The sequence below is a fragment of the Pseudolysinimonas yzui genome (assembly GCF_014653215.1).
Lineage (GTDB): Bacteria > Actinomycetota > Actinomycetes > Actinomycetales > Microbacteriaceae > Pseudolysinimonas_A > Pseudolysinimonas_A yzui.
In genome coordinates this window covers 190,591-215,185 of the sequence record NZ_BNAI01000003.1, presented here as the reverse complement: position 1 = coordinate 215,185, position 24,595 = coordinate 190,591, and the positions used below count along the sequence as shown (strand labels likewise).

Sequence of the window (24,595 nt, the reverse complement as noted above, 5' to 3'; positions counted from 1 at the left end):
GTGCGCGTCCGCATCCTGCCTCGGGAGACGGCCGCCGCCGTCATCACCGGCTCGGTGTCGGCGGCAGGGTGGGCGGTCGCGGCGGCCACCATCCTGCTCACCACGCCCGTGCTCGTCGAGACGCTCGTGCTGCGCGACCGGGTCGACGACCTGCCGCTCGCCCTCATCCTCCTCGGGGTGGTGCTCGGGGGGATCGTCGCCGTCGTGCTGCGGCCGCGCCGGTGGGTCGCGATGGCCTACCTGGTCGTGGCCGGCGCCGCGACGCTGGGCTACGAGGTGACTCTGCTGCTGGACGACCCGGGGATCGTCGAGCATTCGCCGTATCTCGTCAACCGGCCGGCGCTCGCGCTCGTGCTCGTCGGCATCCCCGCCACTCGAGCCCTCGTCGGCATCGCCTGGTCGCTGCTCGGCTTCGCGGTGGCGATCATCGCCGGTGTGGTGGCCTACGCGATCTGCGGGCTCACGATCAGGCCCGGGTTCGGCCCCCTCATGGTGCTGGTCCTGACGATCGTCGCCTACCTGACGCTCGCCTCGATCCAAGCGCGCATCCGTCGCCGGGTGCCGAACTTCGACGACCTCGAATCCGAGACCCGGGCGCTCGAGCACGGCGAGGATCTCGCGCGGCGCACGACCGCCGTCGTGCACGACACCCTGCTCAACGACCTGGCGGTCGTCATGAACGCCCCCGATCGGATCGACGAGCGCACCCGCGACCGGCTGCTCACCGACCTCGAGACGCTGCGCGGAGCGGACTGGATCCGCACCTCGGCCGCCGTCGACCTGCCCGCCGAGGACGCCGGTCTGCGCAACGACCTCGCCCGGCTGGCGAGCGAGTTCCAGTGGCGCGGGCTGAGCCTGCACCTGACCGGTTCACCCTTCGCCCACCACGTTCTCGAGGCCGACGTCGCGGAGGCGCTGCTCGCGGCGCTGCGCGCTGCGCTCGAGAACGTGCTGCGTCACTCCGGCGTGACCACGGCCGAGGTGGAGGTCATCGCCGACGCCGACCACGTCACGATGATGGTCACCGACCAGGGCGTGGGCTTCGATCCGGCGGCGGTCGCCCCCGACCGGCTCGGTCTGCGTACGTCGGTGGTGGAGCGGATGGCCGCGGTCGGCGGTCGAGCACAGGTCTGGTCGGCGCCGGGAGAGGGAACCTCGGTGATCATCTCCGCGCCGACCAGCGGGCGGGACGCCTCATGATGTCGTCCCCGCTCGATCGTCGATGGCTGCGCCTCTCGGCCCAGGAGATCGATCCGCTCAGCTGGTTCACCGGTTCCCTCGTGCCGCTCGTCTTCGCCGCACTCAACCTGCTCTACGGCGGCACCTTCGCGATTCTCACCTGGGGAGCCAGTCGCGAGCCGCTCATCCAGATCATCGGGGTCGCCCTCTGCTCGGCGGCGTGCGTCGTGGTGCACCTGCTCACCCGACCAATGCGTCGTGGACTCGGGTGGGGCAGGGCGAGCTTCTCGCTCGCCCTCGGCGTGGTCGGCTTCGTCCTGTCGGCGATCGGCTATGCCGACAGCCTGTTCTCGATCGAGCTGTGGTGGGCGCCGTTCGGGCTCGCGCTCGTCGTCGGGTCGCTCGGCCCCTACCTGCCGGCCCGCGCGATCATCCTGCTCGGATCGGCCGCGACCCTCATCTCCGTGCCGATCGCCCAGCTCGTCGTGCAGGCCCAGGTGACCGGGTGGGGCCCGATCGCGACGGCGATCATCATCGCATCGCCTCTGGTCAGCGCCATCGTCGCGACGGCCGCGTTCTCGATCGCGGTGGTCGGTCGCACGCTGCCTCTGATCGAACGCCGAAGCCAGACGATGCTCTCGGTCGACGCCCCCCAAGGTGCCCGCAACGAGCAACTGGAACGCGACCGCCTGGCTCGCCTCATCTCCCGCGCCGCCCCGTTCATCGAAGGGGTGGCGCGCGCCGGCGAGGTCACGACGGCCGACCGCACCCTCGCCGGAAACCTGGCCCGGCGGCTGCGCGACGACCTCGTCACCCAGTCGAACCTGAGCTGGCTCGACTCGGTCGCCCAGGATCGGCTCGTCGTCGTCGATCCCGACTCCCAGGCGCGCCGGATGACGGCGTCGCAGCGCACCGCGCTCCGTGCGCTCATCCGCGCGATCCTCGACACCCCTGGAACGGATACCGGCTCGCTCCTGGTCGAGCTGCGCGCGCATCCCGACGGCTCGACCGCCGTCGGGGTGAGCCTCGACTTCGAGTTGCCCGAGGGGCGACGCGTGATGCAGCTCGCCCCGTACTACCTCGCCCTGCGCGGCAGCGTCGAGGATCTGGAGTGGAGCGACGACCGCTTCCTGCGGGTGACCTTCAACCTGCCGCCCAGCTCGGACGCTACGTCGAGCTGATCGCCGCTACTTCGACGAGATGGAGCGCCCGGCGCTGCCGAGCTGACGGGTCGCCTCGGCCACGCGAGCCGCCATCGAGGTCTCGGCGAGCTTGCCCCAGGCGCGCGGGTCGTAGACCTTCTTGTTGCCCATCTCGCCGTCGACCTTGAGCACGCCGTCGTAGTTCTTGAACATCGTGTCGGCGATCGAACGGGTGAAGGCGTACTGGGTGTCGGTGTCGATGTTCATCTTGATGACGCCGTTGGCGACCGCCTCGGCGATCTCGGCATCCGTCGAGCCCGACCCGCCGTGGAAGACGAGGTCGAGGGGGTTCGCGCCGGTGCCGTACTTCGCCGCGATGCCGGCCTGGATCTCGCCGAGCAGCTCGGGGCGCAGCTTCACGTTGCCGGGCTTGTAGACGCCGTGCACGTTGCCGAAGGTGAGGGCGGCGATGTAGCGACCCTGCTCGCCGAGGCCGAGGGCCTCGACCGCTGCCGTCACGTCGCCGAGCGTCGTGTAGAGCGCCTCGTTGCTGCCCTCGTGCTGCACGCCGTCTTCTTCGCCGCCGACGACACCGATCTCGACTTCGAGGATCGCGTTGATCGCCTTCATGCGCGGCAGCAGGTCTTTCGCGATCTCGATGTTCTCCGCCAGTGGCACGGCCGAGCCGTCCCACATGTGCGACTGGAAGATCGGGTTGCCACCGGCCTTGACCTGGGCCTCCGACGCCGCGATGAGCGGTTCGACGAAGCCGCCGAGGGCCTCCTTCGGGCAGTGGTCGGTGTGCAGGGCAACGGTGACCGGGTAGTTCTTGGCGACCTCGGTCGCGAACGCCGCGAACGCGAGTGCACCGGATGCGCGCGCCTTGACCGTCTGGCCGGCGAAGTAGTCGGCGCCTCCGGTGGTGACCTGGATGATGCCATCGGATCCAGCTTCGCTGAGGCCCTGCAGCACCGCGTTGATCGTCTGCGACGACGAGACGTTGATCGCCGGGAAGGCGAAGCCGCCCTTCTTGGCGGTGTCGAGCATCTCGGCGTACTGCTCGGGAGTGGCGACGGGCATGGGGACTCCTTCGGCGAAAACGGTGGATCGGGGTGGCATCCCGCGGGACCCGAGCTTACCGGGGGCTGGGTAGGCTGATCGCAGTGCCCTCTCCGCCACTAGGGCCGACTCCCACGCTTTGCTACCGATGAGGACCTCCATGGCGGACGACGACCCCGGCATCCTGTTCACCCAGCCCGACCGCAACCTCGCGATGGAGCTCGTGCGGGCGACCGAGGCCGCCGCGATCCGTGCGTTCCCGTTCATCGGGCGCGGTGACAAGAACGGCGCCGACGGCGCGGCGGTGGATGCGATGCGCAAGTTCCTGGGCACCGTCGACTTCGCGGGCACGATCGTGATCGGCGAAGGCGAGAAGGACCAGGCGCCGATGCTGTTCAACGGCGAGGTCGTCGGCAACGGTCGCGGGCCGGAGTGCGACATCGCGGTCGACCCGATCGACGGCACCTCGCTCACCGCGGCCGGACGCAGCAACGCCATCTCGATGATCGCCGCCGCCGATCGCGGCTCGATGCTCGACGCCTCGAGCGTCTTCTACATGGACAAGATCGTCACCGATGCGAGCGGCATCGGGGTCATCGACATCCGCAAACCGATCGGCGAGAACATCCGCGCCCTGGCGAAGGCGAAGGGCAAGGCGGTCGACGAGCTGCTGATCGGTGTGCTCGACCGGCCGCGCCACGAGAAGCTCATCGACGACATCCGGGCGGCCGGCGCGGGAACCCGGCTGATGCTCGACGGCGATGTCGCGGGCGGTATCAACGCGGCCCGCTACGACAGCCGGCTCGACATGTGCGTCGGCATCGGCGGCAGCCCCGAGGGTGTTGCGACCGCGTGCGCGATCAAGGCGCTCGGGGGGTTCATCCAGACGATGCTGTACCCGCAGTCGGATGCCGAACGCGAGCGCGGTGCGGCCGCCGGCCTGCGGTTCGACGAGGTCTACGAGGCCGACGACCTGGTGAAGGGCGACAACACCTTCTTCGTCGCGACCGGGGTCACCGACGGGGCTCTGGTGCGCGGCGTGGAGCGCAAGGGGCCGATCATCCGCACCGAGAGCATCGTGCTGCGGGCGCGATCCGGCACGATCCGCCGGGTGACCGCCGATCACCTCGTGCAGAAGTGGCTCGGCGAAGACGCCTGATCCTCGGGTGTCAGCCGCCCGAGGCGGCCTCACGGGCGACGTGACTGCGGGCGTGCGCGATCGCGGCCGGCAGGTCGTCGAACAGGTGGCGGTGGTCGCGGAGCGCGTCGAGCACCCCGACGGTGCGGAACAGCTCGGTGTGGCCCTCCCGCACCCCCTTGATGAGCACGGTGACGCCGCGGGCCTCGAGTCGCTGCACGATCTCGCTCAGCACGTGGGCGCCGGTGGCGTCCACCAGCTCCAGTTGCGACATCCGCAGGATGACGACCGACACCCCGCCGAGGCCGGTCACGGTGTCGAGCACCCGGTCGGCCGCGGCGAAGAACAGCGGGCCGTCGAAGCGGATGATCGCGATGCGGTCGTCGCCCCGCTCGGGGTCGCCGGCGATCGGCTCGCGGTGTACACCCGTCGCGCGGGACAGGCCGCGGAGCGCGAACACCCCGGCGACGACCACGCCGATGACGACCGCGACGATGAGGTCGACCGACACCGTGACGATCGCCGTGATGACGAAGGCGACGGCATCCGCCCGGGTGGAGCGCAGGATCGAGCGCACCGTCGCGGCATGCACCATGCGCACCGCGGTGACCATGAGCACCCCGGAGAGGGCGGCGAGCGGGATGGTGCCCACCGGCCCGGCGACGACGAGCACGACGAGCAGCAGCACGACGGAGTGCGTGATCGCGGCGAGCCGGGTCGCGGCGCCCGAGCGCACGTTCACGGCGGTGCGGGCGATCGCGCCGGTCGCCGGCATGCCGCCGAAGAGTCCGGCGGCGACCGAGGCGAGCCCCTGCCCGACCAGCTCGCGGTCGGGGTCGTAGGCACCCGTGTCGGCGAGTGACGCGGCGACCCGTGCCGACAGCAACGACTCGATCGCGGCCAGCGCCGCCACGGTGAGCGCCGGGAGCGCCAGGCTCGACATCGTCGTGAGATCGAGAGGCGGCAGCGCGGGTGCCGGGAGGCTGTGCGGCAGCGTGCCGATGCTGGCGAGCGGGGTGGGGAGCACGAGGGAGAGCACGGTGACGACGACGATGCCGATGAGCGACCCCGGCACGGCCGGATGCAGCCGGGGCAGCAGCAACATGCAGGCCGCCACGATCACGACCGCCGCGGCAGCCCAGAGCAGGTAGCCGGGGTCGGCGGCGAGCAGCGCCGTCACCGCGCCGAGGACGGCGTTGCCGTGGGATGCGGCGGGCGCCGGGCCGGTGAGCGCGGGCACCTGCTGCAGGAAGATGATCACGGCGATGCCGAGCGTGAAGCCTTCGATCACGGGCCAGGGGATGAACGACACCGCCCGCCCGAGCCGGAGCGCCCCGGCGGCGAGAACGATGACACCCGCCATGAGGCTCACCACAGCGACCGCCCCGAGTCCGTGGGAGGCGACGATCGGCGCCAGCACGACGACCATCGCCCCGGTCGGCCCCGAGACCTGCACGTGGGAGCCGCCGAAGACGGCTGCGACGACACCCGCGACGATCGCGGTGATCAGCCCTGCCTCGGCACCGGCCCCCGATGAGATGCCGAAGCCGAGCGCGAGGGGCAGCGCGACGATGCCGACGGTGAGTCCGGCCAGGAGGTCGCGGCGCCACGACCGGCCGAGGCCCGAGTAGTCAGCGGGGCCGGGCAGCAGCCGGCGCAGGTGACGTGCGACCCGGATCATCAGGGCCGCAGTTCGGGGAGTTCGGAGATGCGACCGAACTGCTCGGCGTCGGACACCAGTACGGCGGCGAGCAGCCGGCGGGCGACGGCGAGGAACTCGGCCACCTCGGGGGCGGTGATGCGGTAGTACACGTGGCTCGCGCGGCGATCGGAGGAGACCAGCCGGTGTCGCCGGAGCACCGAGAGGTGCTGGGAGAGGTGCGACGGCTCCATCCCGGTGCTGCGTTGGAGTTCGGCGACGCTGCGCTCGGTGCCGTCGGCGAGCAGCTCGAGCAGGCGGATGCGCAGCGGATGCGCGAGTCCTTTGAACAGGCCGGCCTTCACTTCGTAGAGGGGCCGTTCCGAGTGGGTCAGTGACATGATGAAATCATCATATCGCGCCGGCCGGGGCTCCGGCCCTTGCGGAGTGAGTACTCACTCAGTTAGCATCGTCGGGTGATGCGGGCCGGGGATGCGTTTGTGGACGTGAAGGCGTTCTCGCGCGAACGCGCCAAGCCGTTGGCCCCAGAGGATCGTCGCGAAGCGATCCTGCTCGCTGCCGTACCGCTCATCCGCCAGCACGGGCGCGACGTGTCGACGCGTCAGATCGCCGAGGCGGCCGGGGTCGCCGAGGGGACGCTGTTCCGGGCGTTCGGCGACAAGGAGGCGCTCCTCGCCGCCGCGATCGAGAAGATCTTCGATCCGCATCCGCTGTGGATGGCACTCCAGGCGATCGACATCGACCAGCCGCTCGACACGAAACTGGAGCAGGTCGTCGCCCGGCTCAACGCGCACTTCCGCGACGTCGTCGCCGCTGTCGTCGCGCTCGGCATTCGCGAGCGACCGCCCGTCGCCGACCGGACGACGATGGAGCAGCGGCTCACCGAAGTGCTCGGTGACCTCCTCGCGCCCGACGCCCACCGACTCGCCGTGCCGATCGAGACGGTGGCCGAGTACATCCGGCTGCTCGCCTTCGCGTCGGCGCTGCCGATGGCATCCTTCGACCTCGGCAACGCCACGCTCGCCGCCCTGATCGCCCGCGGAATCATCCGCCGGGAAGGAGAGAACTGATGCTCGGGAAGCTGCTCGTGCGCTTCGTCAAGCCCTATTGGCTGCTGCTGGTGGGAGTCGTCGTGTTCCAGGCGGCCCAGTCGATCGCGTCGCTCTGGTTGCCCAGCCTGAACGCCGACATCATCGACTCCGGCGTCGCGACCGGCGACATCGGCTACATCCTCATGGTCGGCGCCATCATGCTCGCGGTGACCTTGGCGCAGATCATCTGTGCCGTCGTCGCCGTCTACTTCGGTGCGCGGCTCGCGATGGCATTCGGCCGGGACCTGCGCGGCGCGATCTTCGCGCAGGTCGGCAGATTCTCCGAGCAAGAGGTCTCGCACTTCGGCGCCCCGTCGCTCATCACCCGCACGACCAACGACGTGCAGCAGGTGCAGCAGCTGGTGCTCATCAGCTGCACGATGCTCGTGTCGACCCCGATCCTCGCGGTCGGTGGCGTCATCTTCGCGATCGGCGAAGACCCGGGCCTGTCGTGGATCATGGTCGCCGCGGTTCCGGTACTGCTCGTCGCGATGGGGCTCATCATCGTGCGGATGATGCCGCAGTTCCGCAAGATGCAGCAGCGCATCGACGTCGTCAACCGTGTGCTCCGCGAACAGCTGACCGGCATCCGCGTGGTGCGTGCGTTCGTGCGCGAACCCGTCGAGACCGCCCGCTTCCGCCGCGCCAACGATGAGCTCACCGACACCGCCCTGCGGGCCGGCCGACTGTTCGCCCTGATGTTCCCGATCGTGATCCTCATCCTCAATGTGTCGAGCGTCGCGGTGCTCTGGTTCGGCGCCTACCGCATCGAAGACGGCAGCCTCCAGGTCGGGTCGCTCATCGCCTTCCTCAGCTACATCGTGCAGATCCTGGTGGCCGTGATGATGGCGGCGATGCTCGCCTTCCTGTTGCCGCGGGCCGTGGTGTCGGCCGACCGGATCGGCGCGGTGCTCGACACCCCGTCGAGCGTGGTGCTGCCGGTCGCGCCCGTCACCGAACTGCGCGGCCACGGCACGATCGAGCTGCGCGACGTCACGTTCTCCTACCCGGGCGCCGAGGCCCCCGTGTTGCGCGACCTGTCGTTCATCGCCACCCCGGGCACGACCACCGCGATCGTCGGCAGCACGGGCGCCGGGAAGACCACCCTGGTCAACCTGCTGCCTCGGCTCTTCGACGTGTCGAGCGGCTCGGTGCTGGTCGACGGGGTCGACGTGCGCGAACTCGATCCCGACCTGCTCTGGGGCAGCATCGGGCTCGTGCCGCAGCGGGCCTACCTGTTCTCGGGAACCGTCGCGTCGAACCTCCGGTACGGCAAGCCCGACGCCACCGACGACGAACTGTGGGCCGCCCTCGAGGTGGCTCAGGGACGTGACTTCGTCGAAGCCATGCCCGACGGGTTGGAGTCGCCGATCTCGCAGGGCGGCACGAACGTCTCCGGCGGGCAACGGCAGCGGCTCGCGATCGCACGGGCGCTCGTGAAGAAGCCCCCGATCTACGTCTTCGACGACTCGTTCTCGGCGCTCGACACCGCGACGGATGCGCGACTGCGCGCCGCCCTCACCCGAGCCGTGCCCGACGCGACGAAGATCATCGTCGCGCAGCGCGTCGCGACCATCACCGACGCCGACCAGATCCTCGTGCTCGACCACGGCGAGATCGTCGGGCGCGGCACCCATTCCGAACTGCTCGAGACGTCGGCGGAGTACGCCGAGATCGTCGCGAGCCAGCTCTCAGCAGAGGCGGCGGCCTGATGCCCGACACCGAATCCACCGAGGCTCCCGCGCGTCCGCCGATCCCGCGGCGCGGCCCCGGCCACGGCGGCCCGTTCGGCGGCATGGGCATGCCGGTCGAGAAGAGCGCGCACTTCCTGCCGACGGTGAAGCGCCTGATCGGCAGCCTGCGACCCGAAGCGGTGCCCGTCGTCTTCGTCATCCTGCTCGGCGTGGTGAGCGTCGTGCTCTCGGTGCTCGGGCCCAACGTCCTGGGCATGGCGACCGACATCGTCTACGACGGGGCCGTGTCGTCGTTCCAGGGCGGTCAGGGGATCGACTTCGCGAGACTTCAGGTCGTGCTCGGCATCGTGCTGCTGCTCTACGTGTTCTCGTCGCTCTTCCAGTACCTGCAGGGCTACGTGCTCAACGGCGTCACGCAACGCACCGTGTACCGGCTCCGCTCCGATGTCGAAGCGAAGATCCATCGGTTGCCGCTGTCGTACTTCGACCGGATGCCGCGCGGCGAGTTGCTGAGCCGGGTCACCAACGACATCGACAACGTGTCGCAGAGCCTGCAGCAGACGATGAGCCAGATGCTCACGTCGATCCTCACCGTCGTCGGCGTCGTCGTGATGATGTTCGTCATCTCTCCGGTACTCGCCCTCATCTCGCTCGTCGCCATTCCGCTCACCTTCGGCATCACGGTCGTCATCGCGAAGCGCTCGCAGAAGCTGTTCGTCGCGCAGTGGACCCACACCGGCGCCCTCAACGCGCAGATCGAAGAGGGCTACTCGGGTCACGCGCTGGTGAAGGTATTCGGCCGCCACCGCGAGGTGGAGGCGCGCTTCGCCGAGAAGAACGACGAGCTGTACCGGGCGTCGTTCGGCGCCCAGTTCATCAGCGGCATCATCATGCCGGCGGCCCTGTTCGTCGGAAACCTCGTCTACGTCGGCATCGCCGTCGTCGGTGGCCTGCTGGTCGCCGGGGGATCGATGTCGATCGGTGGCGTGCAGGCCTTCATCCAGTACTCGCGGCAGTTCACCCAGCCGCTCAGCCAGATCGGGTCGCTCATCAATCTGCTGCAGTCGGGTGTCGCGAGTGCCGAGCGGGTGTATGAACTGCTCGACGCCGACGAGCAGCGGCCCGACCCGGTCGAGTCGACCTCGCCCCCCGCGACCGCCGGACGGCTGGCCTTCGAGCACGCCTCGTTCCGCTACGACCCCGAGAAGCCGCTCATCGACGACCTGTCGCTCGTGGCCGAGCCGGGCAGCACCGTCGCGATCGTCGGGCCGACGGGAGCGGGCAAGACGACCCTCGTGAACCTCATCATGCGGTTCTACGAACTCGACGGCGGACGCATCACGCTCGACGGCGTCGACATCCGGTCGATGACCCGCGATGATCTGCGCTCTCGCACCGGGATGGTGCTGCAAGACACCTGGCTGTTCCAGGGCACCATCCGCGACAACATCGCCTACGGGCGGCCGGATGCGACCGAGGAGGAGATCATCCAGGCGGCGCAGGCAGCCTACGTCGACCGGTTCGTTCACGCCCTCCCCGACGGATACGACACCGTGCTCGACGACGAAGGCGCCAACGTCTCGGCCGGGGAGAAGCAGCTGATCACGATCGCGCGGGCATTCCTCGCCGATCCGGCGCTGCTCATCCTCGACGAGGCGACCTCGTCGGTCGACACCCGCACCGAGGTTCTCGTGCAGCGCGCGATGCGCGAACTGCGCCGTTCGCGCACGTCGTTTGTGATCGCCCACCGGTTGTCGACGATTCGGGATGCCGACCTGATCCTGGTGATGGAGGCGGGCTCGATCGTCGAGACGGGCACTCACGACGAGCTGGTCGCCGCCGGCGGGGCCTACTCCCGGCTCTACGAGGCGCAGTTCGCCGCACCCGTGGAGACCGACGAGGGGGCGCCGGAGCCCGTGCCGGCTATGCCGACTTCGGCTTCTTGATCGGAGTCGGGGGCTCGATCAGCCCGAGGTCGAGCTCGGACCGGGCGATGCCGGTCTCGTCGAGGGCGGCCAGCTCGTCGACGACCCGGTCGTCGAGCACGGTCGGCTCGAGCAGCGGGTTCTCGAGAACCGCCGTCAGGTCGGATGCCGTCAGCTCGCGTGGCAGTTCGTCGATCTCGGTGAGCGGCGGCAGCAGCTTCGAGCTGTCGAGCTGGCTGATGCGGCGCGCCGACGGCAGCACCTGACGCTCGAACGAGCCGACGAAGGTGTTGTAGTCCTTCACGCTGCGCTCGATCGTGCGCCCGAGCTTGTCGACGTGACCGGCCAGGGTCGTGAGCCGGCCGTACAGCTCGCGGCTCACGTCGAACAGGTTCTTCGCCTCCTGGGTGACGACCTCGTGCCGCCAGCTCACCGCGACGGCCTTGAGCACCGAGAACAGGGTCACCGGCGAGGCGAGGGCTACGTGCTTGCTGAACGCGAACTCCATGACCGACGGGTCGGCTTCGAGGGCGGCGGAGAGCAGCGACTCGCTCGGGATGAACGCGATCACCATCTCGGGGCTCGAGTCGAGGCCGTCCCAGTACGATCGGGCGCCGAGGGCCACGATGTGGTCGCGCACCGCCTTGACGTGCTGCTTCATGAGCGTGTCGCGACGCGCGAGTTCGGCGTCGTTCGCGGTGGGCAGGATCGCCGCGGCATCGAGGTAGGCGTTGAACGGCACCTTCGCGTCGACCGCGATGCTCTTGCCGCCCGGAAGGGTGACGACCATGTCGGGCCGTGCCGAGCGGCCCTCGATCTTGATGCTCGACTGCACGTCGAAGTTGACGTGCTCCATCATGCCCGCGGACTCCACGACCGCACGCAGCTGGGTCTCACCCCACACGCCGCGCGTGGCGTTGTTCTTGAGAGCGGAGGCGAGGGACTCGGCCGTCGTGCGCAGGCGCTCCTCGGACTCGACCGCGCTCTTGAGCTGCTGCGAGAGTTCGACGTGCTGCACGCTGCGCTGCTGCTCGAGGTCGGTGACCTTCTGCTGCATCGACGAGAGCGACTCCTTGACCGGGGCGAGCGCCTGCAGCACCTTGCTCTCGGCGCGTTCGGCTTCGGCCCGCTGCTGCGCCTCGAGGCGGGTGCGCTCCATGAGGTCGCGGTACTGCTCCTGGGCGCTGCCGAGCTGTTCGCGCAGCCCGGCGAGGGTCGCCTGTGCGGCGGCGAGCTCGGTGCCGAGTTCGGCGCGCACGGCGGCCAGTCGCGACTCGTGCTGTGCGGCGAGAAGGGCCGGGTCGGCGCCCGCGACGGCCTGCGTGCGGCGGGCGCGCCCGACGAGCACGCCGACGACCGTGCCGAGGAAGAGCCCGACGGCGAGGCCGATGATCAGGGTGAGCGTCGCATCCATGCCTGAAGTGTCGCAAGGGCGACCGACATCCCCGCGTTGCACCCACCGAAAAACCAAAATGTTCGAGAAATGTCTCGGAGCTAGCCTGTCGGCATGGCTACGACTGTGCTCGATCACTGGGTCTCGGGAGCCGCGTTCGCCGGCGCTTCGACCCGCACCGCCCCCGTCTACGACCCCGCCCGCGGCGTCGTGCAGCGCGAGGTGCGGCTCGCCTCGACCGCGGATGTCGATCACGCGGTGAAGGCGGCGGCCGCGGCGTTCCCCGCGTGGAGCGAGGCGTCGTGGAACAAGCGGCAGGCGGTGCTGTTCTCGTTCCGCGAGATCCTCAACGCGCGCAAGGAGGAGCTCGCCGCGATCCTGACGAGCGAACACGGCAAGGTCACTCCGGATGCCCTCGGCGAGATCGCGCGCGGCATCGAGGTCGTCGAGTTCGCCTGCGGCATCCCGCATCTGGCGAAGGGCGAGTACACCGAGAACGCGTCGACCGGCGTCGACGTCTACTCGGTGCGTCAAGCACTCGGCGTGGTCGGAATCATCTCGCCGTTCAACTTCCCGGCGATGGTGCCGATGTGGTTCTTCCCGATCGCGATCGCCCTGGGCAACACCGTCGTGTTGAAGCCGAGCGAGAAGGATCCGTCGGCGTCGATCTGGATGGCCGAGGCGATGAAGGAAGCCGGCCTGCCCGACGGCGTGCTGAACGTCGTGCACGGCGACAAGGAGGCGGTGGATGCGCTGCTGACGCATCCCGAGGTCGCGTCGATCTCGTTCGTCGGGTCGACCCCGATCGCGAAGTACGTCTACGAGACGGGAACCGCCTCCGGCAAGCGCGTGCAGGCCCTCGGCGGGGCGAAGAACCACATGCTCGTGCTGCCCGACGCCGACCTCGACCTCGTCGCCGACTCCGCGGTCAACGCGGGCTTCGGATCGGCGGGGGAGCGGTGCATGGCGATCTCGGTGGTCGTGGCCGTGGGCGACATCGCGGATGACCTCATCCCGAAGATCGTCGAACGGATGGCGACGCTGAAGGTCGGCGACGGCACCCGCGGCTGCGACATGGGGCCGCTCATCACGAAGGAGCACCGCGACAAGGTCGCCGGCTACCTCGACGTGGCGGCGACCGACGGTGCGGAGATCGTCGTCGACGGGCGCGGCATCGCGGTCGACGGGGAGGCCGACGGGTTCTGGCTCGGCCCGACCCTCATTGACAAGGTGCCGACCACGTCGGATGTCTACACGCACGAGATCTTCGGTCCCGTGCTGTCGGTCGTGCGCGTCGCCACCTACGAGGAGGGCCTCGCCCTGATCAATGGCAGCCCCTACGGCAACGGCACCGCGATCTTCACCAACGACGGCGGTGCCGCCCGGCGCTTCCAGCGCGAAGCGACGGTCGGCATGATCGGCATCAACGTGCCCATCCCCGTGCCGGTCGGCTACTACTCCTTCGGCGGCTGGAAAGACTCCCTCTTCGGCGACACGAAGGCCTACGGCCCCGACGCCATCCATTTCTTCACCCGCCAGAAGGCGATCACCTCCCGCTGGCTCGACCCCTCGCATGGCGGCATCAACCTGGGCTTCCCCACGAACTGAGGCACGCTAGCCCCAAGTGGCTTTAGTCCCTACTCGTGGCTGCCCCGGCTCCGTAGCCTCGGGCCATCCCACCGAGGAGGGCTCACATGCAGCACGTCATCGACTTCGCCGACATCGGTCTCGCCGACCTTCCCCAGGTCGGCGGCAAGAACGCCTCGCTGGGGGAGATGATCCGCGAACTCGGTGCCCAGGGGGTCAGCGTTCCCGGCGGTTTCGCGACGACGAGCGCCGCCTTCCGTGCCTTCATCGACGCGAACGATCTACGCGCGGGCATCTCATCGGCGCTTGACCGCTACCACGCGGGCGAGGCGACCCTTCAGGTCACCGGCCTGGCGATTCGCGACACGATCCTCGGGGGCAGCTTCTCCGACGAGACGGCGGATGCGATCCGAGCCGCCTACCGCGCACTCAGCGGCGCGCATCCGGTGCCCGTTGCGGTGAGAAGCAGCGCGACCGCCGAAGACCTGCCCGACGCGAGTTTCGCCGGGCAGCAGGAGACCTTCCTCAACGTCGTCGGCGAGCACGATCTGCTCGACGCCTGTCTGCGCTGCTACGCGTCGCTCTTCACCGACCGTGCGATCAGCTACCGCGACCTCAACGGCATCGACCAGCTGGATGTCGCGCTGTCGATCGGTGTGCAGCGGATGGTGCGCTCCGACTCCGGCGGATCGGGCGTGATGTTCTCGATCGACACCGACAGCGGGTTTCCGGATGTCGTGGTGATCAGCGCGGCATGGGGCCTCGGCGAGACGGTCGTGCAGGGCATCGTCGACCCCGACAAGTACGTCGTGTTCAAGCCGTTCCTCGACGACCCGACGCTCTCGCCGATCATCGAGAAGACCGTCGGCGAGAAGGCCACGAAGATGGTGCTCGGCACCGGCGGTACGGTGCGCACCCGCATCAAGGAGACGACCGCGACGGAGCGGGCGCGCCTGGTGCTCGGTGACGACGAGGTGCTCGCCCTCGCGCGGTGGGCGGTCGCGATCGAGCGGCACTACGGGCGCCCGATGGACATGGAGTGGGCCAAAGACGGCGTCACCGGCGAGCTGTTCATCGTGCAGGCTCGCCCCGAGACGGTGCAGTCGCGGCGCAGTGCGACGAAGTTCACCGTGCACCGGCTCACCGGCACCGGCGACGTGCTGGCCACCGGCGCCGCGATCGGCGACGCGATCGCGACCGGGCCCGCCTGTGTCATCAAGAGCGCGGCCGACATCGAGCGATTCGTCGACGGCTCGATCCTGGTGACCGAGATGACCGACCCCGACTGGGTGCCGATCATGGCCCGTGCCGCCGGGATCGTGACCGACCACGGGGGCTCGACGAGTCATGCGGCGATCGTGAGTCGCGAGCTCGGCATCCCGGCGATCGTCGGTTCCGGCTCGGCCACCCACGACATCCCCGACGGTGCGATCGTCACGCTGTCGTGCGCCGACGGCGACCGGGGTGAGGTGTATGCCGGGGCGCTGCCGTTCGAGACGGAGGAGATCGACCTCGGGGCGCTGCCGACGACCCGCACGAAGGTGCTCGTCAACGTCGCGACGCCGGCTGCGGCGTTCCAGTGGTGGCGGCTGCCGGTGAGCGGGGTGGGCCTCGCCCGCATGGAGTTCATCATCAACAACCTCATCACCGTGCATCCGATGGCGCTCATCCATCCGGAACGGGTGACCGATCCCGCCGAGCGCAAGCGGATCGCGCACCTCACCCGCGGGTACGCCGACCCGCGCGACTACTTCGTCGAGACGCTGGCGCTCGGCATCGCCAAGCTCGCGGCCCCGCATCACCCCGACCCGGTCATCGTGCGGATGAGCGACTTCAAGACCAACGAGTACGCGCACCTGCTCGGGGGCGCCGCGTTCGAGGGTGAGGAAGAGAACCCGATGATCGGGTTCCGCGGCGCTTCGCGGTACTACGACTCGCGCTACCGCGAGGGCTTCGAGCTGGAGTGCCGCGCCATCCGGCGGGTGCGGGAGCAGATCGGGTTCCGCAACGTCATCGTCATGATCCCGTTCTGCCGCACCGTCGGAGAGGCCGACCGCGTGCTCGAGGTGATGGCGGCGAACGGCCTGAAGCGCGGCGAGAACGGACTCGAGGTCTACATGATGTGCGAGATCCCGGCGAACGTCGTGCTCGCCGAACAGTTCGCGACGCGATTCGACGGCTTCTCGATCGGGTCGAACGACCTCACGCAACTCACGCTGGGAGTCGACCGCGACTCCGGGTCGCTCGCGGCCCTGTTCGACGAACGCGACCCCGCCGTCACGACGCTGATCGCCGAAGCGATCCGAAAGGCGCACGCTGCCGGCATCAAGATCGGCATCTGCGGCCAGGGCCCGAGCGACCACGCCGACTTCGCCCAGTTCCTGGTGCGCGAGGGGATCGACTCGATCTCGCTCAACCCCGACAGCGTGCTGAAGACGCTGCCGCGCATCGCCGAGGCGGAGGCGCTGGTCGCGACGGTCTAAGCGATCGCGGCGGCGGGCGGCTGCACGATCGTCGAAATGCGCACACCCGAACGCTCGGTGAGTTCCGCCACATCGATCGCGCCGTAGCGGTCGGCCGCGTGGATGACGATCGCCGCACAGGCCTCGGCATCCGCGACGGCGTCGTGGTGGGGGAAGTCCTCGAACCCGACCGCGAACGCGACGGAGGGCAGCTTGTAGGAGTCGAGCGTGTAGGTGTTGCGGGCGATCTGCAGACTGCAGAAGTAGGAGTACGACGGGGTGGCGAGTCCGGTCGCCACGCAGGCGGCCTTGATGACACCCATGTCGAAGCCCGCGTTGTGCGCGACGAGATGGTCGTCACCGGTGAAGGCGAGCAGGTCGGCCATCTGGTCGAGCCAGGATGGGGCATCCCTCACCATCTCGGCGGTGATGCCGTGGATGCGGGTGTTCCAGTCGATGAAGTGGTCGTGCCCGAGCGGCGGCCGGATGAACCAGCCGATGCGGTCGACGACCTGACCATCGCGCACCTTCACGAGGCCGACGGAGCACGCACTCGCCATCGAGGAGTTCGCCGTCTCGAAGTCGATGGCGGTGAAGTCGAGCGGCACACCTTGACTCTGACACGGGCCTCCGACGCTGGGCCTGTGCCGCGCCGCCCTGGGCGCTAACTCTTGGAAATCCGGGGCTTCGCGCACGAGACGTCGATGAGGGGCCGGATTCCCGAGAGTTGGGGACGGATAGGCTGAACCCCCGTGGCACTCACCATCGGTATCGTCGGACTCCCCAACGTCGGCAAGAGCACCCTGTTCAACGCGCTCACCAAGAACAACGTGCTCGCGGCGAACTACCCGTTCGCGACGATCGAGCCGAACGTCGGCGTGGTGAACCTGCCCGACCCGCGCCTGAAGGTGCTGGCCGAGATCTTCGGCAGCGAGCGCATCCTGCCGGCGACGGTGTCGTTCGTCGACATCGCCGGCATCGTCGCGGGAGCCTCCGAGGGGGAGGGCCTGGGCAACCAGTTCCTCGCCAACATCCGCGAGGCCGAGGCGATCGCGCAGGTCGTGCGTGGGTTCGAGGACCCGGATGTCGTGCACGTCGCCGGCGTCGTCGACGCGAAGAGCGACCTCGAAGTCATCACGACGGAGTTGGCGCTCGCCGACCTGCAGACCCTCGAGAAGGCGATTCCGCGCTACGAGAAGGAGGTGCGCGGCAAGAAGCTCGACCCCGGAGTTCTGGATGCCGCGCTCGCCGCCCAGAAGGCCCTCAACGAAGGCACCCCGCTATCGCGCGCGAAGGGCGTCGACCTCGCCGCTCTGCGAGAACTCGGCCTGCTCACCGCGAAGCCCATCATCTACGTGTTCAACGTCGACGAAACCGTGCTGGGGGATGCCGCCAAGCTCGCCTCGCTCGCGGAGCTGGTCGCCCCCGCGAAGGCCGTCTTCCTCGACGCGAAGCTGGAGTCGGAGCTCATCGACCTCGACGAGGATGACGCCGCCGAACTGCTCGCCTCGACCGGCCAGACGGAGTCGGGACTCGACCAACTCGCCCGCATCGGATTCGACACCCTCGGCCTGCAGACCTACCTCACCGCCGGTCCCAAAGAGGCGCGTGCCTGGACGATCGGCAAAGGCTGGAAGGCCCCCCAGGCGGCGGGCGTCATCCACACCGACTTCGAGAAGGGCTTCATCAAGGCCGAGATCGTCTCGTTCGAGGATCTCGTCGTGACCGGCTCCATCGCCGAAGCCCGCGCGAAAGGGAAGGCCCGCATCGAAGGGAAGGACTACGTCATGCACGACGGCGACGTGGTCGAGTTCCGCTTCAATGTTTAGCTGAGGCAGCCTCACGGGCTCGCACGGCCGCGGCCCGCGACGACTCGACCAGTGAGTCCTCAGCACCGAACCTCAGTCTCATGCCCAGAGCCTTCTCGAAAGCTTGGGCGGCTTCCTCGTGACGTCCAGCGACAAAGAGCGCCTTACCCAGGTGCTGCTGCATCACTGCTTCAGATTTCATGTCGCTGACCTCGCCGATAAGTGACTCGTAGGCGGCAATCGCCTCGTCGGTGCGGCCCTGGTCGCGCCACGCGTCTGCGAGAAGAGCCCGCAATCTCGGGGAATCCGCGTGATCCAACCAAGTACGGATCTGCACTTCCGCATCTGTTGGTCGGCCAGACCAAAGTGCGACGAGAACCTCGATCGCCGGGTCCTCTGCGTGGGCCGCCCTGAAAACGCTTTCGTCCTCGATCACTGGCAGGAGGGACTCGCGGTCGATGTACCATCCCGGCCCGCCTTCGAGTCGAGGAGCGTCGGTCATGGGATCCACCCAAGCATGAATTGGCTTTGCCCTCACGTCGGTCGCGACCAACTTTCGAGCGCGGAAACCGCGCACGGCACCCCGGGTGCCTTTGGTTGCACTTAAGGGCTCGTCGGGTAGCGAGTTTCTCGCATTGCCTGCCACGCAAACGCTATCATTGTTGATAGCAATCGGGAGGTGTGCCGATGTCATCCATCATCGTGCGCGGGCTCGACGAGTCCGTGAAGAAGCAGATCGCCGCTCAGGCGAAAGAACACGGCCGCTCCATGGAGGCTGAGGTCCGTGACATCCTCACGAAGGCTGCGCACAGGCCGCACATCGGCCTGGCGCTCATGCACGCAGCGCACGACCTCGGCGGCATCGACGATCTCGTCATCCCTGACCGCACCGACGTCGCGCGAGCGGTCGACTTCGGGTGATCGTCCTCGACACGAACGTCATTTCCGAAGTCTTCCGACCGCGCCCGGACGCCAAGGTCGTGGCGTGGCTGGAGTCGCTCTCGGGTGAGGTCGCCATCACGGCCGTCACGCTCGCCGAACTACTTGCGGGCGTGCGTCGCCTGCCCGATGGTCAGCGCAGAAGCGCACTCGCCGCGCGGATCGACGCGGCGATACGCCCGTATCGACAGTCCAGGGCCGTGCTCGCATTCGACGATGACGCTGCCGATCACTATGCCGACATCCTGGCCGCACGAGAGCAGGCAGGGCTGCCGATCAGCACGGCTGACGCCCTGATCGCTGCGATTTGCCGCAGCCACGACGCCGTGTGCGCCACGCGGAACACCAAGGACTTCGCGGGCACCGGGATCGAACTGGTCGATCCCTGGGCCGGCTGACTGCTGACACCGATGTCCGACGTCGGCAGCATCCTGCGCGCATGGAACCCGTCACCCCTCGAATCGCCGACATCCTCGACCCCTGGCTGACCGCCTACGCGGCTGAGCGCTCCGGACGCCGCCGTGACCGCATCCTCGCCGTGAGGGTGCGGGCGGCCCAGTGCCTCGAAGCCGAATCCGACCGGATCGCCACCGACCCGGAGCGCCGCATGATCGAGATCGAGCGCGCGTTCGGCACCCTCGATCCGGTGGGCCGCTCGATCGCGCGCGACGGGCTGCCGACGTTGCTGCTTCTGTTGACGACCGAGAAATGGATGCCCGCCGATCCGCACGACCGCCGGGCGCAGCTTCAGGTGCTCGGAGCCCTCGGGCGGTGGATGGCTTCGCCGCGCAGCGGATGGTACGGGTCGTACTGCGACGTGCTCACACTGCAAGTCGAGGTCGACCGACTGCGCGCCCTCGACCGGGAAACTGCAGTGCGGGAACGACAGGCAGGTTGAGTCGGCGCGTCGGAGCGGCCATCGTTGTGTCCGTGAGTCGACCCGAGCACGTGCTCCTCAACGCGTACCGGGTGTTGCACGGGCGCGGTGCGCACCGCATCCAAGCTGCCCCGTACTTCTACGCGACGGGGCACTGGCGCTGCTCGACCCTCGTCGACGGCGAGCAGGTTCTCAAGTACACGAACGGGTGGGGCTGGCACCTCCCCGGCCTCGCGGCTGAAGCAGTTGTCGACGCCGAGCAGGAGGCCGATGCCATCTGGGCGGCCCTGACGCCGGAACAGCAGGCTGCGGCGATGCGTCCCGATCCCGCCTACGTGGTCTGGTTCTCCGCGCTGCTCGACGCGTGCGGCGACACCGTGCCGGCGCTGTGGGACGACTACGACAACTTCCTCCGCGACGGGTATGTGTGGATCGGCACGGGCCGGGTCTTCCCGCTGCCACCCGGCGACTCGCTGCGGGCGTACACCTGATGGGGCTCGACGACGATCCCTTTCCGCCACCCGGGTAATCTCGCGGCATGGAGTTCGCCGGCCTGCATCCCGACGCGGTCGAGTTCTACCGCGAGTTGCGGGAGCACAACGACAAGGCGTGGTGGACGGCGAACAAGCCGCGCTACGACGAGCGGGTGCGCGGCCCGTTCGAGGCGCTCGCCGAGGCGCTGGGGCCTGAGTTCGGTGCGGTGAAGATCTTCCGGCCCTACCGTGACGTGCGTTTCTCGGCGGACAAGTCGCCCTACAAAGACCACATCGGCATGGTCACGGGCGGCAATCGCGGCGCCGTGCACTACCTGCAGCTCGGAGCCGACGGGCTGCTCGCAGCGGGCGGTGTCTACGACGCTTCGCCGGCCCAACTGGCGCGGTTCCGCGAGATCGCCGACGACGTGCGGCTGTTCGGCGACCTCGAGGCGACCCTCGACGAGCTCGCGGACCTCGGCTTCGACGTGATCGAAACAGATGCTCTCACCACCGCGCCCCGCGGATTCCGCGTCGACCATCCACGCATCCACTTGCTCCGCCTGAAGCGTCTCGCCGTTCAGCGCCGTCTCGGCGTGGAGGAGTGGATGTGGGGTCCGGCCGCGCTCGACCGCATCCGGGAGGCGTGGCGCGCGGTGTCGATCTGGTGCGACTGGGTCGCCGAGAACGTCGGCTCCGAGCCCGCAACGCGCTGACACCAGATCGGCGCCCGCCTCCCGCAGGAGTCGAGCGCCGATCGACGGTGAGGATGCGGGTCAGCCCGCGTTCTCCAACTCGTAGGCGTCACGCAGCTGCTCGATCTCGGCCTCGATCTCGTCGAGGTTGGCCGGGTCGGTCAGGCCGCACTGTTCCATCTCCTGGTCGACCTGCAGCGTGAGGCCTGCCTTGCCCGCGGCGTGCGCGTCGGCCACGGAGCCGGTGAAGATCCGGCCGTCCGCCGAGTCCTGGCTGACGGCCGAGGTGTCTTCGCAGAGGTGGTAGACCTTGCCCTCGAGCGTCCAGGCGACCTCGTCGTCACCGGTGAGTTCGGTGACGATCGCCGTGTACTCGTCGATCTGACCCTCGTTGGCGATCTCACCTTCGATGACCTCTTCGGTGTTCTCCTCCACCGAGGCGGGGTTCCACTCGATGTTGAGGAGAACCGCGACGACGAGCACGACCGCGCCGACCGCGCCGGCGATGCCCTTGGTCCTGCTGTCGAGGTTCTTGTTGAGCAGGATCAGGATGATGATCGGCACGAACGCGATGATCGTGATGATCGCGCCCAACTGGTTCTGCACGAAGTAGCGGAAGGCTTCCTGCCGCGACGCCGGGTCGGCCTGGTTGGCGGCCTTCCAGAGCTGCGATCCGATGACGGTGAGGATGCCGATGAACACCAGCAGCCCGATGAGTGCCCACATCAGGTAGTCGCTCGGGATGAATCCGGTGTTCGGCTCGCCGTCGACGTTGGTGCCCCGCAGCTGGGTGAGCAGGTACCAGATGCCGACACCTTCGGCGGCGATCGCGAGGCCCCACAGGATGAACGCGATGACGCGCTTCGTGGTGGCGCCGGACTTCGCCGAATCGGATGCCTTCCAGCCGTCGCCCTCGCGGACGCGCTTGTCGGCCTCCGCCTTGATGGCGGCTCGCTCCTTCGCGGTCGTCGCCGGTGCCGGCGCTGACTCCGCTTGAACGACCTTCTTGCCGCTACGGCTGCTGCGCTCTGCCATGTGATGTGCCTTCCCCTGGGGACGAAATGGTGGCCCCGAGCCTAGCGCTCAGCGGAGAACTGCCGGGTGGCCCTTCTTCGCGAGCGCACTGGCGGCGGCCTTCGCGATCTTCGTCGCATCGAGTCCGACCTGCCGGAGGTTGCCGGTCAACGGGTTCGAGTAGCCGACGAAGAAGAGCCCCGGATGCGCGGCGAGCTGCGCGTCGGCGTTGATGAGCGGACGGCCGGAGGCGGCGAGCACGCCGAGGTCTCCGACGAGCGGCTCGAGTCCGCGCTGGAAGCCGGTGGCGAGCACGACCGCGTCGGGGTGCAGTTCGGTGCCGTCGGTGAGCACCACGGTATCCGTCGTGAACCGCTCGACGGCGGCGACGACCTTCACCGCTCCCGACTTGAGGGCGCGCAGCAGGCCGACATCGATCGTCGGGGTGACGTCATCCCGCAGCTGCTGCGTGGCGATGCCGCGGGGCGCTTTCGGGATGCCGTGCTTGCGCAGGTCGCCGACGACCAGTCGCTGCAGCAGACCCGAGAGCGCATCCTGAGCCCGCACCGGCAGCGGCGACATCGACAGCACGAGCGCCTGACTCGGGATGCCGGCGACGGCCCGCAACACGACGTTCGGTGGCGTGCGCATCGCGAGCGACACTCGCACTCCGGCATCCGCGAGGTCGGCGGCGATCTCGGCGCCGCTGTTGCCCGGCCCGATCACGAGCGCCTCGCGGGCCGCGAGCAGCCCGGGGTTCTTGTACTCGCTGGAGTGCACCACCTTGCCGGTGAAGGTCTTCAGCCCCGGCCAGTCGGGACGCTTCGGGGTGTGGTTGTAGCCGGTGGCGACCACGACCGTGTCGGTCGCGATGGCGCCCGACTCGTCGCCGCGTCGCCACGCCACCCGCCACTCGTCGACGCCGCGTTCGACGGCCGACGCCTCCACCCCGAGGCGCACATCGAGGGCGTGCAGGTCGGCGTACTCGGCGAGGTAGGCGAGCACGCCGTCGCGGGCGACCCAGCGGCCATAGCGACGCGGGATGCGGTAGCCGGGCAGGCCAGAGAGCCCGCGCGAGGTGTGCAGATGCAGCCGGTCGTAGTGGCCCGCCCAGCTCGCGCCGACCCGGTCGGCCTTGTCGAGCACGATCGCCTCGATGCCGACGCGCTGCAGTTCGGCCGCGGCGGCGAGGCCCGCGGGGCCGGCGCCGATCACGACCGCCGGCACCCGCTCGGGCAGGGCGCTCACGCGTCGACTCCGAGTCGCGTCGCGAGTTCGGCCTCGTCGGCGACGAACCACACCTGATCGCCCGCGTTGGTCTCGCGCACGTAGTCGCGGAACGCGCCCGATGCCTCCGTGTGCGCCGTCACATCACCGAGCACGACGAGCCGGATGCGGTAGTTCACGAACTTCTGAGTCAGCTCGCTCAGCACCCCGGTGCGCAGGTCGAAGAACCGCGCGTCGAGTCGTTCCACCGGCACCACGATCGTCGACGCGTCGGATCCCCAGGCCGCGCCGATCGCATCGAGGGCGTCCTGGCCGACCGCGAGGGGCGGGCCGTCGAGGGGCAGGTGGATGATGCCGGATCCGGCGTCTGCGCTGGTCACGCTCACACCCTAGAACCCCGCCCGGCAATGTGACACCGACGCTGGCTAGCCTGAAGCAATGGATCTGCAGCTCACCGGAAAGCACGCACTCGTCGTCGGCGGCACGAAGGGCATCGGGCGGGCCGCGGCCGCCGCGCTCGCGCGGGAAGGTGCCGTCGTCACGGTCGCCGCCCGGCACGATGTCGCCGAGATCGCGGCGACCCTCGCGGCCGAGACCGGCGGCACGGTGCACGGCGTCGTGATCGATTCCCGGGACGATGCCTCGGTGCAGGCGGGCGTGGCGGAGGCGGTCGCCCTGATGGGCGGCGTCGACATCCTCGTCAACACCGCGGCGGCTCCGTGGAGCGCGGCGAAGAACACCGCCGCGTCGCAGACGAGCGATGACGCGATGCGCGACGAGTTCGAAGAGAAGGTGCTCGGCTACCTGCGCACCGCGCGCGCCGTCGCCCCGCACCTGATCGCCAACGGGTGGGGGCGCATCGTCAACATCAGCGGTCTCGGAGCCCGTCGGTCGGGCTCGGTGGCGCAGACGGTGCGCAACATCAGCGTCGCCGCGATCACCAAGAACCTCGCCGACGAGCTGGGGCCGCACGGGGTCAACGTCACGGTCGTGCATCCGGGCTTGACCCGCACCGACGCGGTCGCCGGGCTCGTCGAGAAGCGGGTCGCCGCGGGGGAGGCGCTCGCGGACGTAGAGCGCTCGATGGCGGGCAACATCATCGGGCGCATCGTCACCCCCGACGAACTGGCCGCGGTCATCACATTCCTCGCGTCGCCGCGCAGTGTCGCGATCACCGGGGGAGCGGTGGATGCCGGGGGCGGCACCCCGGGCGTCGTCACCTACTGAGCGCG

Annotated in this window: 24 protein-coding genes; 15 read left to right on the top strand and 9 right to left on the bottom strand. The window is 69.1% G+C overall.

Features of this window, described 5'->3' with window-relative positions; all coding sequences use genetic code 11:
* Positions 1-1,200, top strand: coding sequence for a sensor histidine kinase (locus IE173_RS09665; RefSeq protein ID WP_191283262.1), 1,200 nt, complete (start codon positions 1-3; stop codon positions 1,198-1,200).
* Positions 1,197-2,360 carry a hypothetical protein gene (locus tag IE173_RS09660; protein ID WP_191283261.1) on the top strand — a complete coding sequence of 388 codons (1,164 nt, stop codon included), beginning with the start codon at positions 1,197-1,199 and terminating at the stop codon, positions 2,358-2,360. The genes IE173_RS09665 and IE173_RS09660 overlap by 4 nt, the downstream gene beginning before the upstream one ends.
* Before the next feature lie 6 nt (positions 2,361-2,366).
* On the opposite strand, the gene fbaA is transcribed toward IE173_RS09660, so the two are convergent.
* Complete coding sequence (gene fbaA / locus IE173_RS09655; protein WP_191283260.1) at positions 2,367-3,401, bottom strand: class II fructose-bisphosphate aldolase; 1,035 nt, start codon at positions 3,399-3,401, stop codon at positions 2,367-2,369.
* A gap of 139 nt (positions 3,402-3,540) precedes the next feature.
* On the opposite strand from fbaA, the gene glpX reads away from it, so the two are divergent.
* A complete protein-coding gene (gene glpX, locus IE173_RS09650) occupies positions 3,541-4,539 on the top strand; it encodes a class II fructose-bisphosphatase (RefSeq protein ID WP_191283259.1) in 999 nt (332 codons plus the stop codon).
* A gap of 10 nt (positions 4,540-4,549) precedes the next feature.
* Here glpX and IE173_RS09645 read toward each other — a convergent pair whose 3' ends face one another.
* Entirely contained in the window at positions 4,550-6,199 is a 1,650-nt protein-coding gene (locus IE173_RS09645) for a SulP family inorganic anion transporter (RefSeq protein WP_191283258.1), read from the bottom strand.
* Positions 6,199-6,558, bottom strand: a complete 360-nt coding sequence (locus IE173_RS09640) for an ArsR/SmtB family transcription factor (RefSeq protein ID WP_191283257.1) — start codon at positions 6,556-6,558, stop codon at positions 6,199-6,201. Before IE173_RS09640 ends, IE173_RS09645 begins: the two co-directional genes overlap by 1 nt.
* A gap of 78 nt (positions 6,559-6,636) precedes the next feature.
* Between IE173_RS09640 and IE173_RS09635 the strand changes: the two genes are divergently transcribed.
* Genes IE173_RS09635 through IE173_RS09625 form a run of 3 tightly spaced genes read left to right on the top strand, consistent with a single transcriptional unit; the run spans position 6,637 to position 10,909 of the window.
* On the top strand, positions 6,637-7,248 hold the full coding sequence (locus IE173_RS09635) for a TetR/AcrR family transcriptional regulator (RefSeq protein ID WP_229842039.1): 612 nt from the start codon (positions 6,637-6,639) through the stop codon (positions 7,246-7,248).
* The gene (locus IE173_RS09630; RefSeq protein ID WP_191283255.1) at positions 7,248-8,981 is read left to right on the top strand and encodes an ABC transporter ATP-binding protein; all 1,734 of its coding nucleotides are present in this window, start codon (positions 7,248-7,250) and stop codon (positions 8,979-8,981) included. Before IE173_RS09635 ends, IE173_RS09630 begins: the two co-directional genes overlap by 1 nt.
* Positions 8,981-10,909, top strand: coding sequence for an ABC transporter ATP-binding protein (locus tag IE173_RS09625; RefSeq protein WP_229842021.1), 1,929 nt, complete (start codon positions 8,981-8,983; stop codon positions 10,907-10,909). Before IE173_RS09630 ends, IE173_RS09625 begins: the two co-directional genes overlap by 1 nt.
* Here the strand turns inward: IE173_RS09625 and IE173_RS09620 are convergent.
* On the bottom strand, positions 10,887-12,302 hold the full coding sequence (locus IE173_RS09620; protein ID WP_191283254.1) for a DNA recombination protein RmuC: 1,416 nt from the start codon (positions 12,300-12,302) through the stop codon (positions 10,887-10,889). The two genes, IE173_RS09625 and IE173_RS09620, sit on opposite strands and share 23 nt — an antisense overlap.
* A gap of 93 nt (positions 12,303-12,395) precedes the next feature.
* Between IE173_RS09620 and IE173_RS09615 the strand changes: the two genes are divergently transcribed.
* Both IE173_RS09615 and ppsA read left to right on the top strand, forming a co-directional pair.
* Positions 12,396-13,889, top strand: a complete 1,494-nt coding sequence (locus IE173_RS09615; protein WP_191283253.1) for a CoA-acylating methylmalonate-semialdehyde dehydrogenase — start codon at positions 12,396-12,398, stop codon at positions 13,887-13,889.
* An 86-nt stretch (positions 13,890-13,975) separates the two neighbouring features.
* A complete protein-coding gene (ppsA, locus tag IE173_RS09610) occupies positions 13,976-16,351 on the top strand; it encodes a phosphoenolpyruvate synthase (RefSeq protein WP_191283252.1) in 2,376 nt (791 codons plus the stop codon).
* Here ppsA and IE173_RS09605 read toward each other — a convergent pair.
* Positions 16,348-16,938 carry a 3'-5' exonuclease gene (locus tag IE173_RS09605; protein ID WP_191283251.1) on the bottom strand — a complete coding sequence of 197 codons (591 nt, stop codon included), beginning with the start codon at positions 16,936-16,938 and terminating at the stop codon, positions 16,348-16,350. The two genes, ppsA and IE173_RS09605, sit on opposite strands and share 4 nt — an antisense overlap.
* A 144-nt stretch (positions 16,939-17,082) precedes the next feature.
* On the opposite strand from IE173_RS09605, the gene ychF reads away from it, so the two are divergent.
* Positions 17,083-18,159: a redox-regulated ATPase YchF gene (ychF, locus tag IE173_RS09600; protein WP_191283250.1), complete on the top strand. Its 1,077-nt coding sequence runs from the start codon at positions 17,083-17,085 to the stop codon at positions 18,157-18,159.
* On the opposite strand, the gene IE173_RS09595 is transcribed toward ychF, so the two are convergent.
* Positions 18,149-18,640, bottom strand: a complete 492-nt coding sequence (locus IE173_RS09595) for a tetratricopeptide repeat protein (RefSeq protein WP_191283249.1) — start codon at positions 18,638-18,640, stop codon at positions 18,149-18,151. The two genes, ychF and IE173_RS09595, sit on opposite strands and share 11 nt — an antisense overlap.
* Positions 18,641-18,825: 185 nt before the next feature.
* Between IE173_RS09595 and IE173_RS09590 the strand changes: the two genes are divergently transcribed.
* Genes IE173_RS09590 through IE173_RS09570 form a run of 5 tightly spaced genes read left to right on the top strand, consistent with a single transcriptional unit; the run spans position 18,826 to position 21,143 of the window.
* Positions 18,826-19,059 carry a FitA-like ribbon-helix-helix domain-containing protein gene (locus IE173_RS09590; protein ID WP_191283248.1) on the top strand — a complete coding sequence of 78 codons (234 nt, stop codon included), beginning with the start codon at positions 18,826-18,828 and terminating at the stop codon, positions 19,057-19,059.
* Complete coding sequence (locus tag IE173_RS09585) at positions 19,056-19,475, top strand: type II toxin-antitoxin system VapC family toxin (protein ID WP_191283247.1); 420 nt, start codon at positions 19,056-19,058, stop codon at positions 19,473-19,475. Before IE173_RS09590 ends, IE173_RS09585 begins: the two co-directional genes overlap by 4 nt.
* 41 nt (positions 19,476-19,516) lie before the next feature.
* On the top strand, positions 19,517-19,975 hold the full coding sequence (locus tag IE173_RS09580; RefSeq protein WP_191283246.1) for a hypothetical protein: 459 nt from the start codon (positions 19,517-19,519) through the stop codon (positions 19,973-19,975).
* Between the two features lie 32 nt (positions 19,976-20,007).
* Positions 20,008-20,445 carry a hypothetical protein gene (locus IE173_RS09575; RefSeq protein WP_191283245.1) on the top strand — a complete coding sequence of 146 codons (438 nt, stop codon included), beginning with the start codon at positions 20,008-20,010 and terminating at the stop codon, positions 20,443-20,445.
* A 47-nt stretch (positions 20,446-20,492) separates the two neighbouring features.
* Entirely contained in the window at positions 20,493-21,143 is a 651-nt protein-coding gene (locus tag IE173_RS09570; protein WP_191283244.1) for a DUF2461 domain-containing protein, read from the top strand.
* 60 nt (positions 21,144-21,203) lie between these two features.
* On the opposite strand, the gene IE173_RS09565 is transcribed toward IE173_RS09570, so the two are convergent.
* Genes IE173_RS09565 through IE173_RS09555 form a run of 3 tightly spaced genes read right to left on the bottom strand, consistent with a single transcriptional unit; the run spans position 21,204 to position 23,743 of the window.
* Positions 21,204-22,157, bottom strand: coding sequence for a hypothetical protein (locus IE173_RS09565; protein WP_191283243.1), 954 nt, complete (start codon positions 22,155-22,157; stop codon positions 21,204-21,206).
* A gap of 48 nt (positions 22,158-22,205) precedes the next feature.
* The gene (locus tag IE173_RS09560) at positions 22,206-23,384 is read right to left on the bottom strand and encodes a flavin-containing monooxygenase (RefSeq protein WP_191283242.1); all 1,179 of its coding nucleotides are present in this window, start codon (positions 23,382-23,384) and stop codon (positions 22,206-22,208) included.
* The gene (locus IE173_RS09555; RefSeq protein ID WP_191283241.1) at positions 23,381-23,743 is read right to left on the bottom strand and encodes a DUF4180 domain-containing protein; all 363 of its coding nucleotides are present in this window, start codon (positions 23,741-23,743) and stop codon (positions 23,381-23,383) included. Before IE173_RS09555 ends, IE173_RS09560 begins: the two co-directional genes overlap by 4 nt.
* A gap of 58 nt (positions 23,744-23,801) precedes the next feature.
* Between IE173_RS09555 and IE173_RS09550 the strand changes: the two genes are divergently transcribed.
* Positions 23,802-24,590 carry an SDR family oxidoreductase gene (locus IE173_RS09550; RefSeq protein ID WP_191283240.1) on the top strand — a complete coding sequence of 263 codons (789 nt, stop codon included), beginning with the start codon at positions 23,802-23,804 and terminating at the stop codon, positions 24,588-24,590.
* The last annotated feature ends 5 nt before the right edge of the window (positions 24,591-24,595 follow it).